The following is a 12629-nucleotide window of genomic DNA, read 5'->3' as shown; positions in this document are numbered from 1 at the left end:
CTCTTCTTCCACCCTCTTCTTCGCATCCAACCATGCCCGGTCGGACGCTCGCTCATTACCCATGGGTTACCCCGCCCCACCAGCGGCCGGGCCGCCCCGGGAGAGGACGCGCGCGAGGGATTCGACCACCTCGGGCTGGTAGTCGTGCCCCGTGCCGAGCCGCAGCCGCTCCAGCGCGCCGAGCGGTCCGCCCGCACTGGCACTTTCCCCGGCGAGGTCGTCGTACGCATTCACGGCGCGGATGATCCGGGCGGGGAGGGGCTGTTCGCGGTACGGATCCGCCTGGCGCTCCACCACCATCGCGACGGCGGCGGGCACTCCGGTCTGCCGGACCACGGCGCCGCCGAGCAGGGCGATACGGCGCTGCTCGGCGACCGGGAGCGGCGCCGTGGCGCCCTCGGGCACCGGGTCGACGAGGGAGAGCTGGCCGATGTCGTGCATGAGGGCGGCGTACTCCAGGACGGTCAGTTCGGGCCCGGAGAGCCCCAGCTCGCGGCCGACGGCCCGGCTGAGGTCGGCGACCCTGCGGGCGTGCCCCTGCCGGGTGTAGCCGGCGATCTCGGTGGCGCGGGCGAGCGAGGCGATGGTCTGGGCGTAGGTGGCGCGTACGGCCGCGTACCGGCGGAAGGAGAGCTGTGTGAGCAGCAGCGGTACGCAGAACACGGGCAGCGCCCAGAGCCCGGCGACGGCGACGCCGAGGGCGATCACGGCGCCGGTGGCGCAGACGGCGGAGCCGATGTGCAGCAGGGCCCGCAGTTCGTCGCGGAGCAGCGGGCCGAAGGGGTGGCGGGTGCGGGCGCGCAGCATCAGGGCGGCCAGTACGGCGTCGCAGAGCGCGGTGAGGACCAGCAGGACGAGGAGCAGGAGCGCGTGGCCAGGCCCGGCGCCCACGTGTTCGCGCAGTTCGCCGGAGTTGTAGAGCGGCTGGAAGCAGACGGCGGCGAAGCCGACGGTGAGCACCCGCCGGACCAGGTGGTCGGGGGTGGGGCCGTGACCGCGCGCGACATGGGGGGCGGCCCCGGCGAGGGTGGCGGCGAGGGCGACGGCGACGGTCTGCAGGACGCCGTGGGTGGTCTCCTGCCCTGCGTTCTCGCCGAGCAGGGCGTAGCCGAGCGCCCCGGCGGCGGCGAGCGGCGCGGGCTCCCGTTCGCCGGGGAGCGCGCCCCAGCGGGCCAGTTCGCCGACGGCGACGAGGACGCCGAAGGCGAGGGCGACCCGGGGTTCCGCGAGACCGTGCCAGAGGGTCGAGCCGAGGCCGGCGGCGGTGAGCAGCCCGGCCGCGCCGTACAGGGCGACGACGGTGAGGGGGAGGGCGCGGGTGCGGGCGTGCCCCTCCGGCGCCTGGACGGTGGTGGCGGCGGTCATCGTCGACCGCCACGGGGCACGCCGCCGGGCCCCCGGGTGTCGCTGGTCGTACGAGGCTCGGCGGTCGCCCGGGGGTCGGTGGTCGTACGGGTGCCGGTGGTCGTACGGGTGCCGGTGGTCGTACGGGTGTCGGTCGTCGTACGGGTGTCGGTCGTCGTACGAGGCTCGGTGGTCGTACGAGGCTCGGTGGTCGTACGAGGCTCGGTGGTCGTACGAGGCTCGGTGGTCGTACGGGTGCCGGTCGCCCCGGTGTCGGTCGTGCGCGGGCCGGCCGTGCGGTACGCGCCGGCCGCCGCGCCCGGTTCGGTGGTGTGGGACGAAGGGACGTTTCCGCGCGGACCCGGGGCGGGTGGGGAACCAGGGGCGGACGGGGCGGTCTCCTCGTCCGCCGTGACCGCCGTCCGCCAGCCGTGCCGGTCCAGCGCCCGCACCAGCGCCCGCACCATCGCCGGGTCGAACTGCGTCCCCGCGCACCGCTCCAGCTCCGCCACCGCCGTCGCGACCGGCCGCCCACGCCGGTAGGAACGGGTCGAGGTCATCGCGTCGAAGGCGTCCGCCACCGCCACCACCCGGGCGAACTCGGGAATCCGGTCCCCGGCGAGCCCGTACGGGTAACCGCTGCCGTCCAGCCGCTCGTGGTGGTGGAGGATCGCGCCGCGCGCCTCGCCGAGGAAGGCGATGCCCCGGACGATCTCGTGCCCGTACTCGGGGTGCAGTTCGATGACGCGGCGCTCCTCGGGCGTCAGGGGGCCGTCCTTGCGGAGCACCCGGGTCGGCACGCCGAGCTTGCCGACGTCGTGCAGGATCCCGGCGAAGCGGAGGACTTCGATCCGCTCCCGCTCCATGCCCATCTCCCGGGCGATCAGCACGGAGGCGTGTCCCACGCGCTCGCTGTGCCCCCGGGTGTACGTGTCCTTGATGTCGACGGCCTGGACGAGCGCCCTGATCGTGGCCTGGTGGGCGGCGCGCTCGCGGTGGTACTGGGTGAAGACCCAGCAGGAGATGTACATCGGCAGCAGGACCAGCAGCGCCGACAGCGGCCCGTACGGGCTGCGCCACAGGACGGCCATCATCAGTCCGGCCAGCCCGTGGGCGGCGTGCGGGGCGAGGGAGCTCGCCAGCAGTCCGCGCCAGGCGGTGCGCGGGTCCATCCGCTCGGCGACGACGAGGATGGAGCCGTCCAGCGCGGTGACCACCAGGCAGAAGGCGAGGGCCGCGGCGGCCGCGGGGAGCAGGACGTACGGGAAGTCGGGCACGGTCAGCCCGTACCCCCCGCCGCCGAGGGCGACGGGACCGCCGAAGACCATCTGCGCCCGGGCCGCCGCCCAAGTGGCGAGGGCGAGCTGGGCCGCGCGCCAGATCCGCCGCGCGCTCCGCGGCCGCTGCTCGATCCGGCCGAGCAGCGCGCCCGGCACGGCGACCAGCGCCGCGGCGGCGGGCGGCAGCAGCAGGGCGGCGGCGAGCAGCACGGGGAAGAACGACCCGGCCGCGACGGGTACGGAGCCGTTCAGCGAGCGCCCGAGGACGCGGCAGCGGGCGGGCAGCTCACAGAGGGCGTAGAGCGCGGCGAGCAGCCCGGCGGCGAGCCAGGGGGTGGAGTCGGCGTCGCGCAGGGCGGGCTGGACACAGGCGGCGGCGCAGAGCGCGGTCACCAGAATGTACGCGTGCGCCGCACCCGGTATGGCCCTCACGCGTCCCAGCCCCCTCCCTCGACGCCGCCCAAACAGAGGGTCAGGCTAGCGAGTTGGGGGGCGATCATCGGGTAATTGGCGCCGATTAGCACCTTCGGGTGAATAAGGTGCTATGGACCATGACGGGGGCGCACCGCGCAACGCGCGATACGCCCCCGTCATGGTCCGCCGACATCCCGAAGGAGACGGTCCCGAAGGAGACGGTCCCGAAGGGGAGAATCCCGGAGGGGACAGTCCCGAAGGGGACGCGTCACTCCTTGGCGACTCCGGGCACGCCGGTCCCCGGCAGCTCGCCGCCGGCCGCCGTGGTCACGGCCGTCGTCGCCGCCACGTCGTGGTCGGGCACCGTCTCACCCGAGCGGATCAGGTCGATCCGCCCCAGTACCTTGGCGCGCAGGTCGGCCGGTACGTCGTCGTGGCCGCAGCACCGTTTCACCAGCTTCTTCACGGCCTGCTCCAGGCCGTACTTCTCCAGGCACGGGGAGCACTCCTCGAAGTGGACCTCGAACTTGGTGCAGTCGCTGTCGGGCATCTCCCGGTCGAGGAACTCGTAGAGGTGGTCGAGAACCTCGGCGCAATCCGTCTCATGCGGCTCTCCGCAGCTCATGAGCCCGAACCTTTCCGATCGTCCGACGACTCCCCGGCACCTGCCGGGACGAGCCCGCGGTCACGGGCGTAATCCTCCAGCATGCCGCGCAACTGGCGGCGGCCACGGTGGAGTCGTGACATCACCGTACCGATGGGTGTCCCCATGATGTCCGCGATCTCCTTGTACGCAAAGCCCTCTACATCGGCGAGATAGACGGCGATCCGGAACTCCTCCGGAATCGCCTGGAGCGCCGACTTCACATCGGAGTCCGGGAGGTGGTCCAGCGCCTGCGACTCGGCGGAGCGCAGCCCGGTCGACATGTGCGACTCGGCGCGCGCGAGCTGCCAGTCCTCGATCTCCTCGGCGGCACTGCGCTGGGGTTCGCGCTGCTTCTTGCGGTACGAGTTGATGAAGGTGTTCGTGAGGATGCGGTACATCCACGCCTTGAGGTTGGTGCCCTCACGGAACTGGTGGAAGGACGCGTACGCCTTGGCATAGGTCTCCTGCACCAGGTCCTCGGCGTCGGCCGGATTGCGCGTCATGCGCAGCGCGGCCGAGTACATCTGGTCGAGGTAGCCCAGGGCGTCCCGCTCGAAGCGGGCGTTGCGCTCGGCTGTGGTCTCTTCGATGTGGCCGTCGTCGGTCGCTCCGTCGGTCCCAGTGACCGGACCCACCTCCTCCAATGCCCCGGCGGATCCAAAAGCGGACCCACTCGAATCGGAGAATAGTCGACCTTGCCGGGACGGGGCCTGTCGGTCCGCTCCGGCGCCGACCCGCCCCGGGGCGTTCCGGGCCGCGGAAAGCACCGTCCACTCCAGGTCAGTGGCGTCCTTGCGGCGCGGGCAGATGGTCGAACCCATACGACGGACTCCCTCTCGATGCGCTGTGTACCGACGTTCGTCACAACAGCGACCCCTCGCGCATCATTCCCGCCGGGAACCGCCCAGGGCCGCCAGCCACCGGGCGACGCCCCCGGTGATCACTTCCAGGGTGCCGTCCGGTCCGAGAGGTGCCTTCTTGGGTACGGCGAAAGAGTGATCCCCGTACGGCACCTCAAGCAGCCCGTAACCGCCTCCGGAGGGTTCCGGCGGCCGCGCCGCCCCCTCCGCCGTCTCCCCGGGCGCCCACACCACCGCGCCCTCGGGGAACTCCGCGGGCTTCCCGAAGGGATCGTTGCCTCCCTGTACGACCAGGGTGGGCACCCCGGAGCCCAGCAGCTCCGCCGCCCGGGACTTCTCGGGGCGGCCGGGCGGATGCAGCGGGAAGCTCAGCGCCAGTACGGCGCGGGCGCCCAGCTCGCGCGCCGTACGGCAGGCCACGCGCGCCCCGGCACTGCGTCCGCCCGCGACGAGGCCGAGCCCCGGCCGCTCCAGCGCGGGCCACACCGCCCGCCAGCCGGTGTCGAGGGTCGCGGGCGCGGGCGCCACCTTCTTCCCCGCCACCCGCCAGGGCTGCTCCACCAGGGCGACGGTCACCCCGAGCGGCGGCAGCGCCACGGCGAGGGCCCGCAGGTCACGCGCCTCGATCCCGCCGCCCGCGCCATGGCCGAGGGCGAGGACGAGGCGCGGGCGCGGGGCGGGGTGCCAGGTGATCCTGGCGTCCCCGGCGGGGGTCTCCACGGTCTGTGCCACGGCCGACTCCGCGGCCGGGGCCGGGGCCGCCGTCCGGATCCCGGCCCGGTCCCGGGGCGTGTCACGGGTCACACGGTCATCCTGAGTCACAGAGCCATCCTCCTGCCCCTGGACGAGTCGCTGGACCGGGGCACGCTCCTCAGAACAGCGTGCTCTCCTCCGGCGCGGACAGTTCCTCCAGCAGCTCGGGCCCGTTGTTACGGACATTGCTGACCGCCGTCGCGACCGGGTACGCCCGCATCAGCCCGGCCGGCGGCGGCTCCAGCAGCCCCCGCAGGCCGTCCGGGTCCGTACGGGCCGGGTCCAGCCAGGCGTCCCAGCGGTCCGGGGTGAGCATCAGCGGCATCCGGGGGTGGATGTCCGCCAGCGCAGCCGGCCCCTCCGCGGGCGCCACCGCGAGCGGGGTCCGCTCCGCCTCCGTGGTGATCACCGAGCAGGTCGCCCACCAGGCCAGCGGATGGTCGGGCGGCAGGGTCGGGTCGCGCCAGAACTCGTACACCCCGGCCAGCGCCATCACCGAGCCGTCGGCGGGGGTGACGAAGTACGGCTGCTTCCGCGTCCGCTTCTTCCTGCCCTGCTCCTCCAGCTGCCGCTCGTCGGAGCCGGTGACCCACTCGTAGTAGCCGTCGGCCGGCAGGATGCACCGCCGCGAGACGAAGGGCCGGCGGAAGGACGGCTTCTCGTGGACGGTCTCGGCCCGCGCGTTGATCATCCGGGCGGCGCCCTCGGGCGTCTTCGACCAGGACGGGACGAGCCCCCACCTGAGCCGCCGCAGCTGGCGCACCGGACGGGGCGTGGCCGCGTCCTTCAGGGAGCGCTCAAGGATCGCGTAGACCTCTTTGGTGGGCGCCACGTTCCAGTCCGGGGCGAGCGTCTCCTCCGGCTCCCACTTCTCGATGCCGAAGATCCCCTGAAGGTCCTCGGGCCGGCGGCTCGCCGCGTACCTGCCGCACATTCCCCATCAACCACCTTATGAACTGCCTGTGCGTTTCCCGGCCGCCGGAACGGTCGGCGGCGGCTGAGCGTCTTTCCCCCGTACCGCGTATGAGTGCCAGACTGCCACGACGTACCCCCAGTTGAGGAGCCGCCCGAGAAATGGCAAGCATCGACCCGACCTCGCTCGGCGATCTCTGGGATCGCGTCTTCGGCACCCAGTCGGCACCGGACGAGTGGCTGGTGATCGCCACGGCGGCCGTCGCGCTCGCCGTCGTCGTCCCGCGCGTGCTGTGGCGGCTCTCCCGTAACGCCATCACCATCGCGCACGAGGGCGGGCACGGGCTGATAGCCCTGCTGACCGGGCGCAGACTCGACGGGATACGGCTGCACTCCGACACCTCGGGCCTCACCGTCAGCCGGGGAAAGCCCACCGGCCTCGGCATGATCCTCACCGCCGCCGCCGGCTACACCGCGCCGCCCCTGCTGGGGCTCGGCGGCGCCTGGCTGCTCGCCGCGGACCACATCACCCTCCTGCTCTGGCTGACGACCGCGCTGCTGCTCGCGATACTGGTGATGATCCGCAATGCGTACGGGGCGCTCTCCGTGATCGTCACCGGTGCCGCCTTCCTCCTCATCTCCTGGCTGACCAGCCCCGACGTCCAGGCGGCCTTCGCGTACACCGCCGTCTGGTTCCTGCTGCTCGGCGGCGTGCGCCCGGCGTTCGAGCTCCAGTCGAAGCGGCGGTACGGCGGCGCCGGGGACTCGGACGCGGACCAACTCGGCCGGCTCACCCACACGCCGCCGATGCTGTGGCTGCTCTTCTTCCACGCCGTCTCGCTCTGTTCCCTGATCGGCGGCGGACGCTGGCTGCTGGGCCTGTGACACTCCGCGCCCGGCCGTCCGGAGGCACCGCCCCGTTCCGAGGCGCCGAAGCTCCGGGGCACCCGAAGCTCTGAGGCGCCGAACCGCCTATCACCTTCACATTACGTCCGGGTTGCTGCGCATTTGATCAGGATCCGGCACCGTCAAGAGCCACTAAAGTGTGGGTCATGACCGAAAGCTCCGTGCAGTCCGCCCTCTGGCCCGCCCCCTACGCGAGCGGGGCCGTCGACGCGACGGTCACCGTGCCCGGATCGAAGTCGGTCACCAATCGTGGCCTCGTCCTCGCCGCGCTGGCCGCCGAGCCCGGCTGGCTGCGCCGTCCGCTGCGCTCCCGCGACACGCTGCTCATGGCCGAGGCGCTGCGCGCGATGGGCGTCGGCATCGAGGAGACCGTCTCGTCCAGCTCCGGCGGCGGCCCCAGCGGCGAGGCGTGGCGCGTGATCCCCGCCGGGCTGAGCGGCCCTGCCTCGGTCGACGTCGGCAACGCCGGTACGGTAATGCGCTTCCTGCCGCCCGTGGCGACCCTCGCCGACGGGCCTGTCCGCTTCGACGGCGACCCTCGTTCGTACGAGCGTCCGCTGCACAGCGTCATCGACGCGCTGCGCGCCCTCGGCGCCCGGATCGACGACGACGACCGCGGCTCGCTCCCGCTGACCGTGCACGGCGGCGGCGCGCTGGACGGCGGCACGGTCGAGATCGACGCCTCCGCCTCCTCCCAGTTCGTCTCGGCGCTGCTGCTCTCGGGGCCGCGCTTCAACCAGGGCGTGGAGGTGCGCCACACGGGCTCCCGGCTGCCGTCCCTGCCGCACATCCGGATGACCGTCGACATGCTGCGCGGGGTCGGCGCGCAGGTGGACGAGCCCGAGACGGGCGGCGAGCCGAACGTCTGGCGGGTCTCCCCCAGCGCGCTCCTCGGCCGCGACCTGACGGTCGAGCCCGATCTGTCCAACGCCCAGCCGTTCCTGGCCGCCGCACTGGTCACCGGCGGCCGGGTGACCGTCCCCGACTGGCCGGTACGGACCACCCAGCCGGGCGACGCGCTGCGCGAGATCTTCACCGCGATGGGTGGCTCCTGCGAGTTCACCGAGACGGCCGGGGGCACCAGCCTCACCTTCACCGGTACGGGCCGGATCCACGGCGTCGACCTCGACCTGAGCGAGGTCGGCGAGCTGACACCCGGCATCGCGGCGGTCGCCGCGCTCGCCGACTCGCCGTCCACCCTGCGCGGCGTCGCCCATCTGCGGCTCCACGAGACGGACCGGCTGGCCGCGCTCACCAAGGAGATCAACGAACTGGGCGGTGACGTCACCGAGACCGCGGACGGTCTGCACATCCGCCCGCGCCCGCTGCACGGCGGCGTGTTCCACACGTACGACGACCACCGCATGGCGACGGCGGGCTCGATCATCGGCCTCGTCGTGGCCGGTGTGGAGATCGAGAACGTCGGCACGACCGCCAAGACCCTGCCCGACTTCCCGCGGATGTGGACAGAGATGCTCGCGGGAGCGGGTGCCTGAGGGCATGCGGCGCTACGGCAAGAACCCCGACGAGGACGACATCCGCTCCCGCCCCAACCCCAAGGGGAACCGGCCGCGTACGAACATCCGGCCCAAGCACGAGGACGCGTCGGAGGGCATGGTCCTGACCGTCGACCGGGGGCGGCTGACCTGTCTCGTCGAGGACCGGGTGGTCGTGGCGATGAAGGCGCGCGAACTGGGCCGCAAGGCCGCCGTGGTGGGGGACCAGGTCTTTCTCGTCGGGGACCTGTCCGGCAAGAAGGACACGCTCGCCCGGATCGTACGGATCGAGAAGCGCCGCTCCGTGCTGCGGCGCACGGCGGACGACGACGACCCGTACGAGCGCGTGGTCGTCGCCAACGCCGACCAGCTCGCCGTGGTCACGGCGCTCGCCGACCCGGAGCCGCGCCCCCGGCTGATCGACCGCTGTCTCGTCGCGGCCTTCGACGGCGGGCTCGAACCGCTCCTGGTCCTGACCAAGTCCGACCTCGCGCCGCCGGACGAACTGCTGGAGACGTACCGGGCGCTGGGCATCCGTCATGTCGTGACGCGCCGCGACGAGCTGATGAGCGGTCACGCGGCCGATCTCGTACGGGAATACCTCGACGGCCGGGTCACGGCCTTCGTCGGCCACTCGGGCGTCGGCAAGACGACCCTGGTCAACGCCCTCGTGCCGGACGACAGGCAGCGGATCACCGGTGACGTCAACGCCGTGACGGGGCGCGGCCGGCACACCACCACCTCGGCGCTGGCGCTGCCGCTGGCCAAGGCGGAGGGCTGGGTGATCGACACCCCCGGCATCCGCTCCTTCGGCCTGCACCATGTCGATCCCTCGCGCGTCATCCTGGCCTTCCCCGACCTGGTGCCGGGTACGGAGGGGTGTCCGCGCGCGTGCAGCCACGACGAGGCGGAGTGCGCGCTCGACGCGTGGGTGGCCGAGGGGCACGCCGATCCGGCCCGGCTGTACTCGCTCCGGCGGCTGCTCGCCACGCGCGAGCGGCACGAGGGCGACTGACCGCGCCGCGCCGCGCCGTGGCCGGGTCGCCGGCCCGGGACCGTGTTGGCCGGCCCGGGACCGTGCGGGCCGGGCCATGGCCGTGTTTGCGGACCGCCACGACTGGTAAGGGCATAATCACCATCAGGAGGGACAGCCCTGTCACAGTTGGTCACAGACGGTCGCCGGAAGGCCCGACGCGCCAGGCGGTCACTGACGTGGGGAGACGTTTGACATGGCGTGGCTGCTGGTCGTGGTGGCGGGAATCCTGGAGACGGGTTTCGCCGTCTGTCTCAAGCTCTCCCACGGATTCACCCGTCTCTGGCCGACGATCGCCTTCGCGGCCTTCGCTCTCGGCAGCTTCGGACTGCTGACGCTCGCCCTGAAGAAGCTCGACGTGGGCCCGGCGTACGCGGTGTGGACGGGCATCGGCGCGGCCGGTACGGCGATCTACGGCATGGTCTTCCTCGGCGACCTCGTGTCCGTACTCAAACTGATCTCCATCTCGCTGGTGATCGTGGGTGTCATCGGGCTCCAGCTCTCGGGCTCGGCGCACTGAGCAGCGCGGACGGCGGGGCCGTGACGGCGGTGCGGACCAGCGGTCCCACGGGTTCGGCGCCGGGCGCGACGAGATGGGCGAGCGCGAGCCGCATGGCCAGTTCGCATCGGTAGAGCAGTTCCGTACGGCCGTACGCGGTGAACCGGCTGTGGCCGACGGGTCCGGTGTGGCCCGCGTGACCGTGCTCGCCGCGGCCGTGCTCCGGACGGCCCGGATCCGGGCGCCCGTGGTCCTTGCGGGTGGGGTCGAGCGCGGCCGCGGATCTGTCCCGTACGAGTGCCACGAGCTCGGTGGTGGCGGGCGGTCCCGCGTCGGCACGGCGCTGCGCCGGGATGCCGGACGGGGTGGCGTCGGGCCGTGCGGGGCGCGGGGCGGGCAGCCACTCGCCCCAGCAGCCGGTGAGCAGCGCCCGCAGCAGCGGCCGGGCGCGCGCCTCCCCCACGGTCCACTCGGCGACCGCCACCAGCCGGTCGGCGGCGTCCGCGCGTTCGCGCAGCAGCCGTTCCACTCCGTGCAGATAGCGGTCCGCCTCGCGCCGTACCAGGGCGCGGGCGAGGCCGTCCTTGCTGCCGAACTCGTTGTACAGGGTCTGCCGGGAGACCCCGCCCGCCGCCGCCACGTCGACCATGCGCACCGCGGACCACGGCTGGTCGGCGAGGGCCGAAAGGGCAGCACTGAGCAGGGCTTCACGCGCGCTGGGCATCGTCGCCTCCGGGGCCGTGCGGCTCTGCGCACAGAGTTGACGGACCGTCGCTCACTGTCAAGACCGTCGTCGGGTTCCGGCCGACCGGGCCCAGGGGTCCGTGGCAGCCCCACCGCCCCGGTGGATACTGTGGCGCCCATGCCCGATTACCACGATGACCTGCGTCTCGCCCACGTACTGGCGGATGCCGCCGACGCCGCGACGATGGACCGGTTCAAGGCTCTGGACCTGAAGGTCGAGACAAAACCGGACATGACCCCGGTGAGCGAGGCCGACAAGGCGGCCGAGGAGCTGATCCGCGGCAACCTCCAGCGGGCGAGGCCGCGCGACGCGATCCTGGGCGAGGAGTACGGCGTCGAGGGCACGGGCCCGCGCCGCTGGGTCGTCGACCCGATCGACGGCACCAAGAACTATGTACGCGGGGTACCGGTCTGGGCGACGCTGATCTCGCTGATGGTGGCCGGTGAGGGCGGTTTCGAACCGGTCGTCGGCGTGGTCTCCGCACCGGCGCTGGGCCGCCGCTGGTGGGCCGCGAAGGGCGGCGGCGCGTACACGGGGCGCAGTCTGTCGTCCGCGACGCGGCTGCGTGTCTCGAACGTGTCGCGCGTACAGGACGCGTCGTTCGCGTACTCCTCGCTGACCGGCTGGGAGGAGCAGGGCCGGCTGGACGGTTTCCTGGATCTGTCCCGGGCGTGCTGGCGGACGCGCGGTTATGGCGATTTCTGGCCCTACATGATGGTCGCCGAGGGCTCGGTGGACATGTGCGCGGAGCCGGAACTGTCGCTGTGGGACATGGCCGCGCCCGCGATCGTCGTCCAGGAGGCGGGCGGCAGCTTCACGGGCCTCGACGGCCGTCCGGGCCCGCACAGCGGCAACGCCGCGGCGTCGAACGGGGTCCTCCACGAGGAACTCCTCGGCTACCTGAACCAGCGCTACTAGGGCTACGAGCGAGGGGTTGTTTGTCCGCTTTACGGGCGCCCCCGCCCCCGCGCCGCCCGCCCCCTTGTTGACTCAGGGCAACCGTGTCACCCTGAGAGTCCCCCCACTTGTGAACTTGTGAATCGTTTCTCCAGGTCCTCCGCTCCCCCGCGGGACCCCGGAAGCCGGCTCACCAAGGAGGTGGCTCCACCCCATGCTTGTCCGTGACGCCATGAGCTCGGTGGTTCTGACCATCGGCCCCACGCATACGCTCCGCCAGGCCGCCCGGCTGATGTCGGCCCGGCACGTCGGCGCCGCCGTCGTCCTCGACACCGATCACTGCGGCATCGGCATCCTCACCGAACGTGACATCCTCAACTCGCTCGGCGCGGGCCAGAGCCCGGATGTCGAGACCGCCTGCTCCCACACCACGACCGCCGTCGTCTTCGCCGCACCGGCATGGACGCTGGAGGAGGCCGCGGCGGCCATGTCGACCGGCGGCTTCCGGCATCTGATCGTGCTCGACGAGCGCGAGCCCGTCGGCATCGTCTCCGTACGCGACATCATCCGCTGCTGGGCCCCGACCCGGCACGAGACGGCCGTCCTGGCCGGCTGAGACAGGGGAGGGCGCCTCCCCCGCGTCGCGGCCCACACGCCTGAGGCCCGGATCTCGTGATCGAGATCCGGGCCTCAGGACTTTCAGTAGCGGGGACAGGATTTGAACCTGCGACCTCTGGGTTATGAGCCCAGCGAGCTACCGAGCTGCTCCACCCCGCGCCGTTGAATGCAACATTACGTCACGGTGCCGAGCGGCGCAAATTCGTATCCGTCCCCCGCGACGGCC

Annotated in this window: 12 protein-coding genes, 1 tRNA gene and 1 pseudogene; 6 read left to right on the top strand and 8 right to left on the bottom strand. The window is 72.6% G+C overall.

Going from position 1 to position 12629, the window contains the following annotated elements; genetic code table 11:
• Positions 1-66 precede the first annotated feature (66 nt).
• The 6 genes and pseudogenes from AB0P17_RS18525 to AB0P17_RS18500 form a co-directional block, all read right to left on the bottom strand.
• Positions 67-1365 (bottom strand): HD domain-containing protein, encoded by a 1299-nt coding sequence (locus AB0P17_RS18525; RefSeq protein WP_365812181.1) that lies wholly within the window; start codon positions 1363-1365, stop codon positions 67-69.
• Between the two features lie 380 nt (positions 1366-1745).
• Positions 1746-3056: pseudogene (locus AB0P17_RS18520) on the bottom strand (HD-GYP domain-containing protein); the annotation flags it as partial.
• 250 nt (positions 3057-3306) lie between these two features.
• A complete protein-coding gene (rsrA, locus tag AB0P17_RS18515; protein WP_365812179.1) occupies positions 3307-3663 on the bottom strand; it encodes a mycothiol system anti-sigma-R factor in 357 nt (118 codons plus the stop codon).
• Entirely contained in the window at positions 3660-4319 is a 660-nt protein-coding gene (locus AB0P17_RS18510) for a sigma-70 family RNA polymerase sigma factor (RefSeq protein ID WP_365812177.1), read from the bottom strand. The genes rsrA and AB0P17_RS18510 overlap by 4 nt, the downstream gene beginning before the upstream one ends.
• 249 nt (positions 4320-4568) lie before the next feature.
• Complete coding sequence (locus AB0P17_RS18505; protein ID WP_365812246.1) at positions 4569-5276, bottom strand: alpha/beta family hydrolase; 708 nt, start codon at positions 5274-5276, stop codon at positions 4569-4571.
• Between the two features lie 139 nt (positions 5277-5415).
• Complete coding sequence (locus AB0P17_RS18500; protein ID WP_365812175.1) at positions 5416-6231, bottom strand: SOS response-associated peptidase; 816 nt, start codon at positions 6229-6231, stop codon at positions 5416-5418.
• A 149-nt stretch (positions 6232-6380) separates the two neighbouring features.
• On the opposite strand from AB0P17_RS18500, the gene AB0P17_RS18495 reads away from it, so the two are divergent.
• From AB0P17_RS18495 to AB0P17_RS18480, 4 genes are all read left to right on the top strand, one after another.
• The gene (locus AB0P17_RS18495) at positions 6381-7094 is read left to right on the top strand and encodes a M50 family metallopeptidase (RefSeq protein WP_365812244.1); all 714 of its coding nucleotides are present in this window, start codon (positions 6381-6383) and stop codon (positions 7092-7094) included.
• Positions 7095-7261: 167 nt separating this feature from the next.
• Positions 7262-8611: a 3-phosphoshikimate 1-carboxyvinyltransferase gene (gene aroA, locus AB0P17_RS18490; RefSeq protein ID WP_365812173.1), complete on the top strand. Its 1350-nt coding sequence runs from the start codon at positions 7262-7264 to the stop codon at positions 8609-8611.
• Positions 8612-8615: 4 nt separating this feature from the next.
• Positions 8616-9626 (top strand): ribosome small subunit-dependent GTPase A, encoded by a 1011-nt coding sequence (gene rsgA, locus AB0P17_RS18485; protein ID WP_365812241.1) that lies wholly within the window; start codon positions 8616-8618, stop codon positions 9624-9626.
• 214 nt (positions 9627-9840) lie between these two features.
• Positions 9841-10164 carry a multidrug efflux SMR transporter gene (locus tag AB0P17_RS18480; protein WP_365812171.1) on the top strand — a complete coding sequence of 108 codons (324 nt, stop codon included), beginning with the start codon at positions 9841-9843 and terminating at the stop codon, positions 10162-10164.
• Here AB0P17_RS18480 and AB0P17_RS18475 read toward each other — a convergent pair.
• Positions 10130-10867: a TetR/AcrR family transcriptional regulator gene (locus AB0P17_RS18475; RefSeq protein ID WP_365812169.1), complete on the bottom strand. Its 738-nt coding sequence runs from the start codon at positions 10865-10867 to the stop codon at positions 10130-10132. The two genes, AB0P17_RS18480 and AB0P17_RS18475, sit on opposite strands and share 35 nt — an antisense overlap.
• 138 nt (positions 10868-11005) lie before the next feature.
• Here AB0P17_RS18475 and hisN point away from each other — a divergent pair, with 138 nt between their 5' ends.
• Positions 11006-11806, top strand: coding sequence for a histidinol-phosphatase (gene hisN, locus AB0P17_RS18470; RefSeq protein ID WP_365812167.1), 801 nt, complete (start codon positions 11006-11008; stop codon positions 11804-11806).
• A gap of 193 nt (positions 11807-11999) precedes the next feature.
• A complete protein-coding gene (locus AB0P17_RS18465) occupies positions 12000-12401 on the top strand; it encodes a CBS domain-containing protein (protein ID WP_365812165.1) in 402 nt (133 codons plus the stop codon).
• Between the two features lie 87 nt (positions 12402-12488).
• Here the strand turns inward: AB0P17_RS18465 and AB0P17_RS18460 are convergent.
• Positions 12489-12562 (bottom strand) — tRNA-Met (locus AB0P17_RS18460).
• Positions 12563-12629 lie beyond the last annotated feature (67 nt).

Source organism: Streptomyces sp. NPDC088124, assembly GCF_040685895.1.
Classification (GTDB): domain Bacteria; phylum Actinomycetota; class Actinomycetes; order Streptomycetales; family Streptomycetaceae; genus Streptomyces.
The sequence above is the reverse complement of the archived record's forward strand: the minus strand, read 5'-3'. Positions and strand labels throughout refer to the sequence as shown.

What these genes read in the sequence shown, in the direction of transcription:
- AB0P17_RS18525 (WP_365812181.1), bottom strand. Translation starts at nt 1,365, where the DNA reads ATGACCGCCGCCACCACCGTCCAGGCGCCGGAGGGGCACGCCCGCACC.
- rsrA (WP_365812179.1), bottom strand. Translation starts at nt 3,663, where the DNA reads ATGAGCTGCGGAGAGCCGCATGAGACGGATTGCGCCGAGGTTCTCGAC.
- AB0P17_RS18500 (WP_365812175.1), bottom strand. Translation starts at nt 6,231, where the DNA reads ATGTGCGGCAGGTACGCGGCGAGCCGCCGGCCCGAGGACCTTCAGGGG.
- aroA (WP_365812173.1), top strand. Translation starts at nt 7,262, where the DNA reads ATGACCGAAAGCTCCGTGCAGTCCGCCCTCTGGCCCGCCCCCTACGCG.
- rsgA (WP_365812241.1), top strand. Translation starts at nt 8,616, where the DNA reads ATGCGGCGCTACGGCAAGAACCCCGACGAGGACGACATCCGCTCCCGC.
- AB0P17_RS18480 (WP_365812171.1), top strand. Translation starts at nt 9,841, where the DNA reads ATGGCGTGGCTGCTGGTCGTGGTGGCGGGAATCCTGGAGACGGGTTTC.
- AB0P17_RS18475 (WP_365812169.1), bottom strand. Translation starts at nt 10,867, where the DNA reads ATGCCCAGCGCGCGTGAAGCCCTGCTCAGTGCTGCCCTTTCGGCCCTC.
- hisN (WP_365812167.1), top strand. Translation starts at nt 11,006, where the DNA reads ATGCCCGATTACCACGATGACCTGCGTCTCGCCCACGTACTGGCGGAT.
- AB0P17_RS18465 (WP_365812165.1), top strand. Translation starts at nt 12,000, where the DNA reads ATGCTTGTCCGTGACGCCATGAGCTCGGTGGTTCTGACCATCGGCCCC.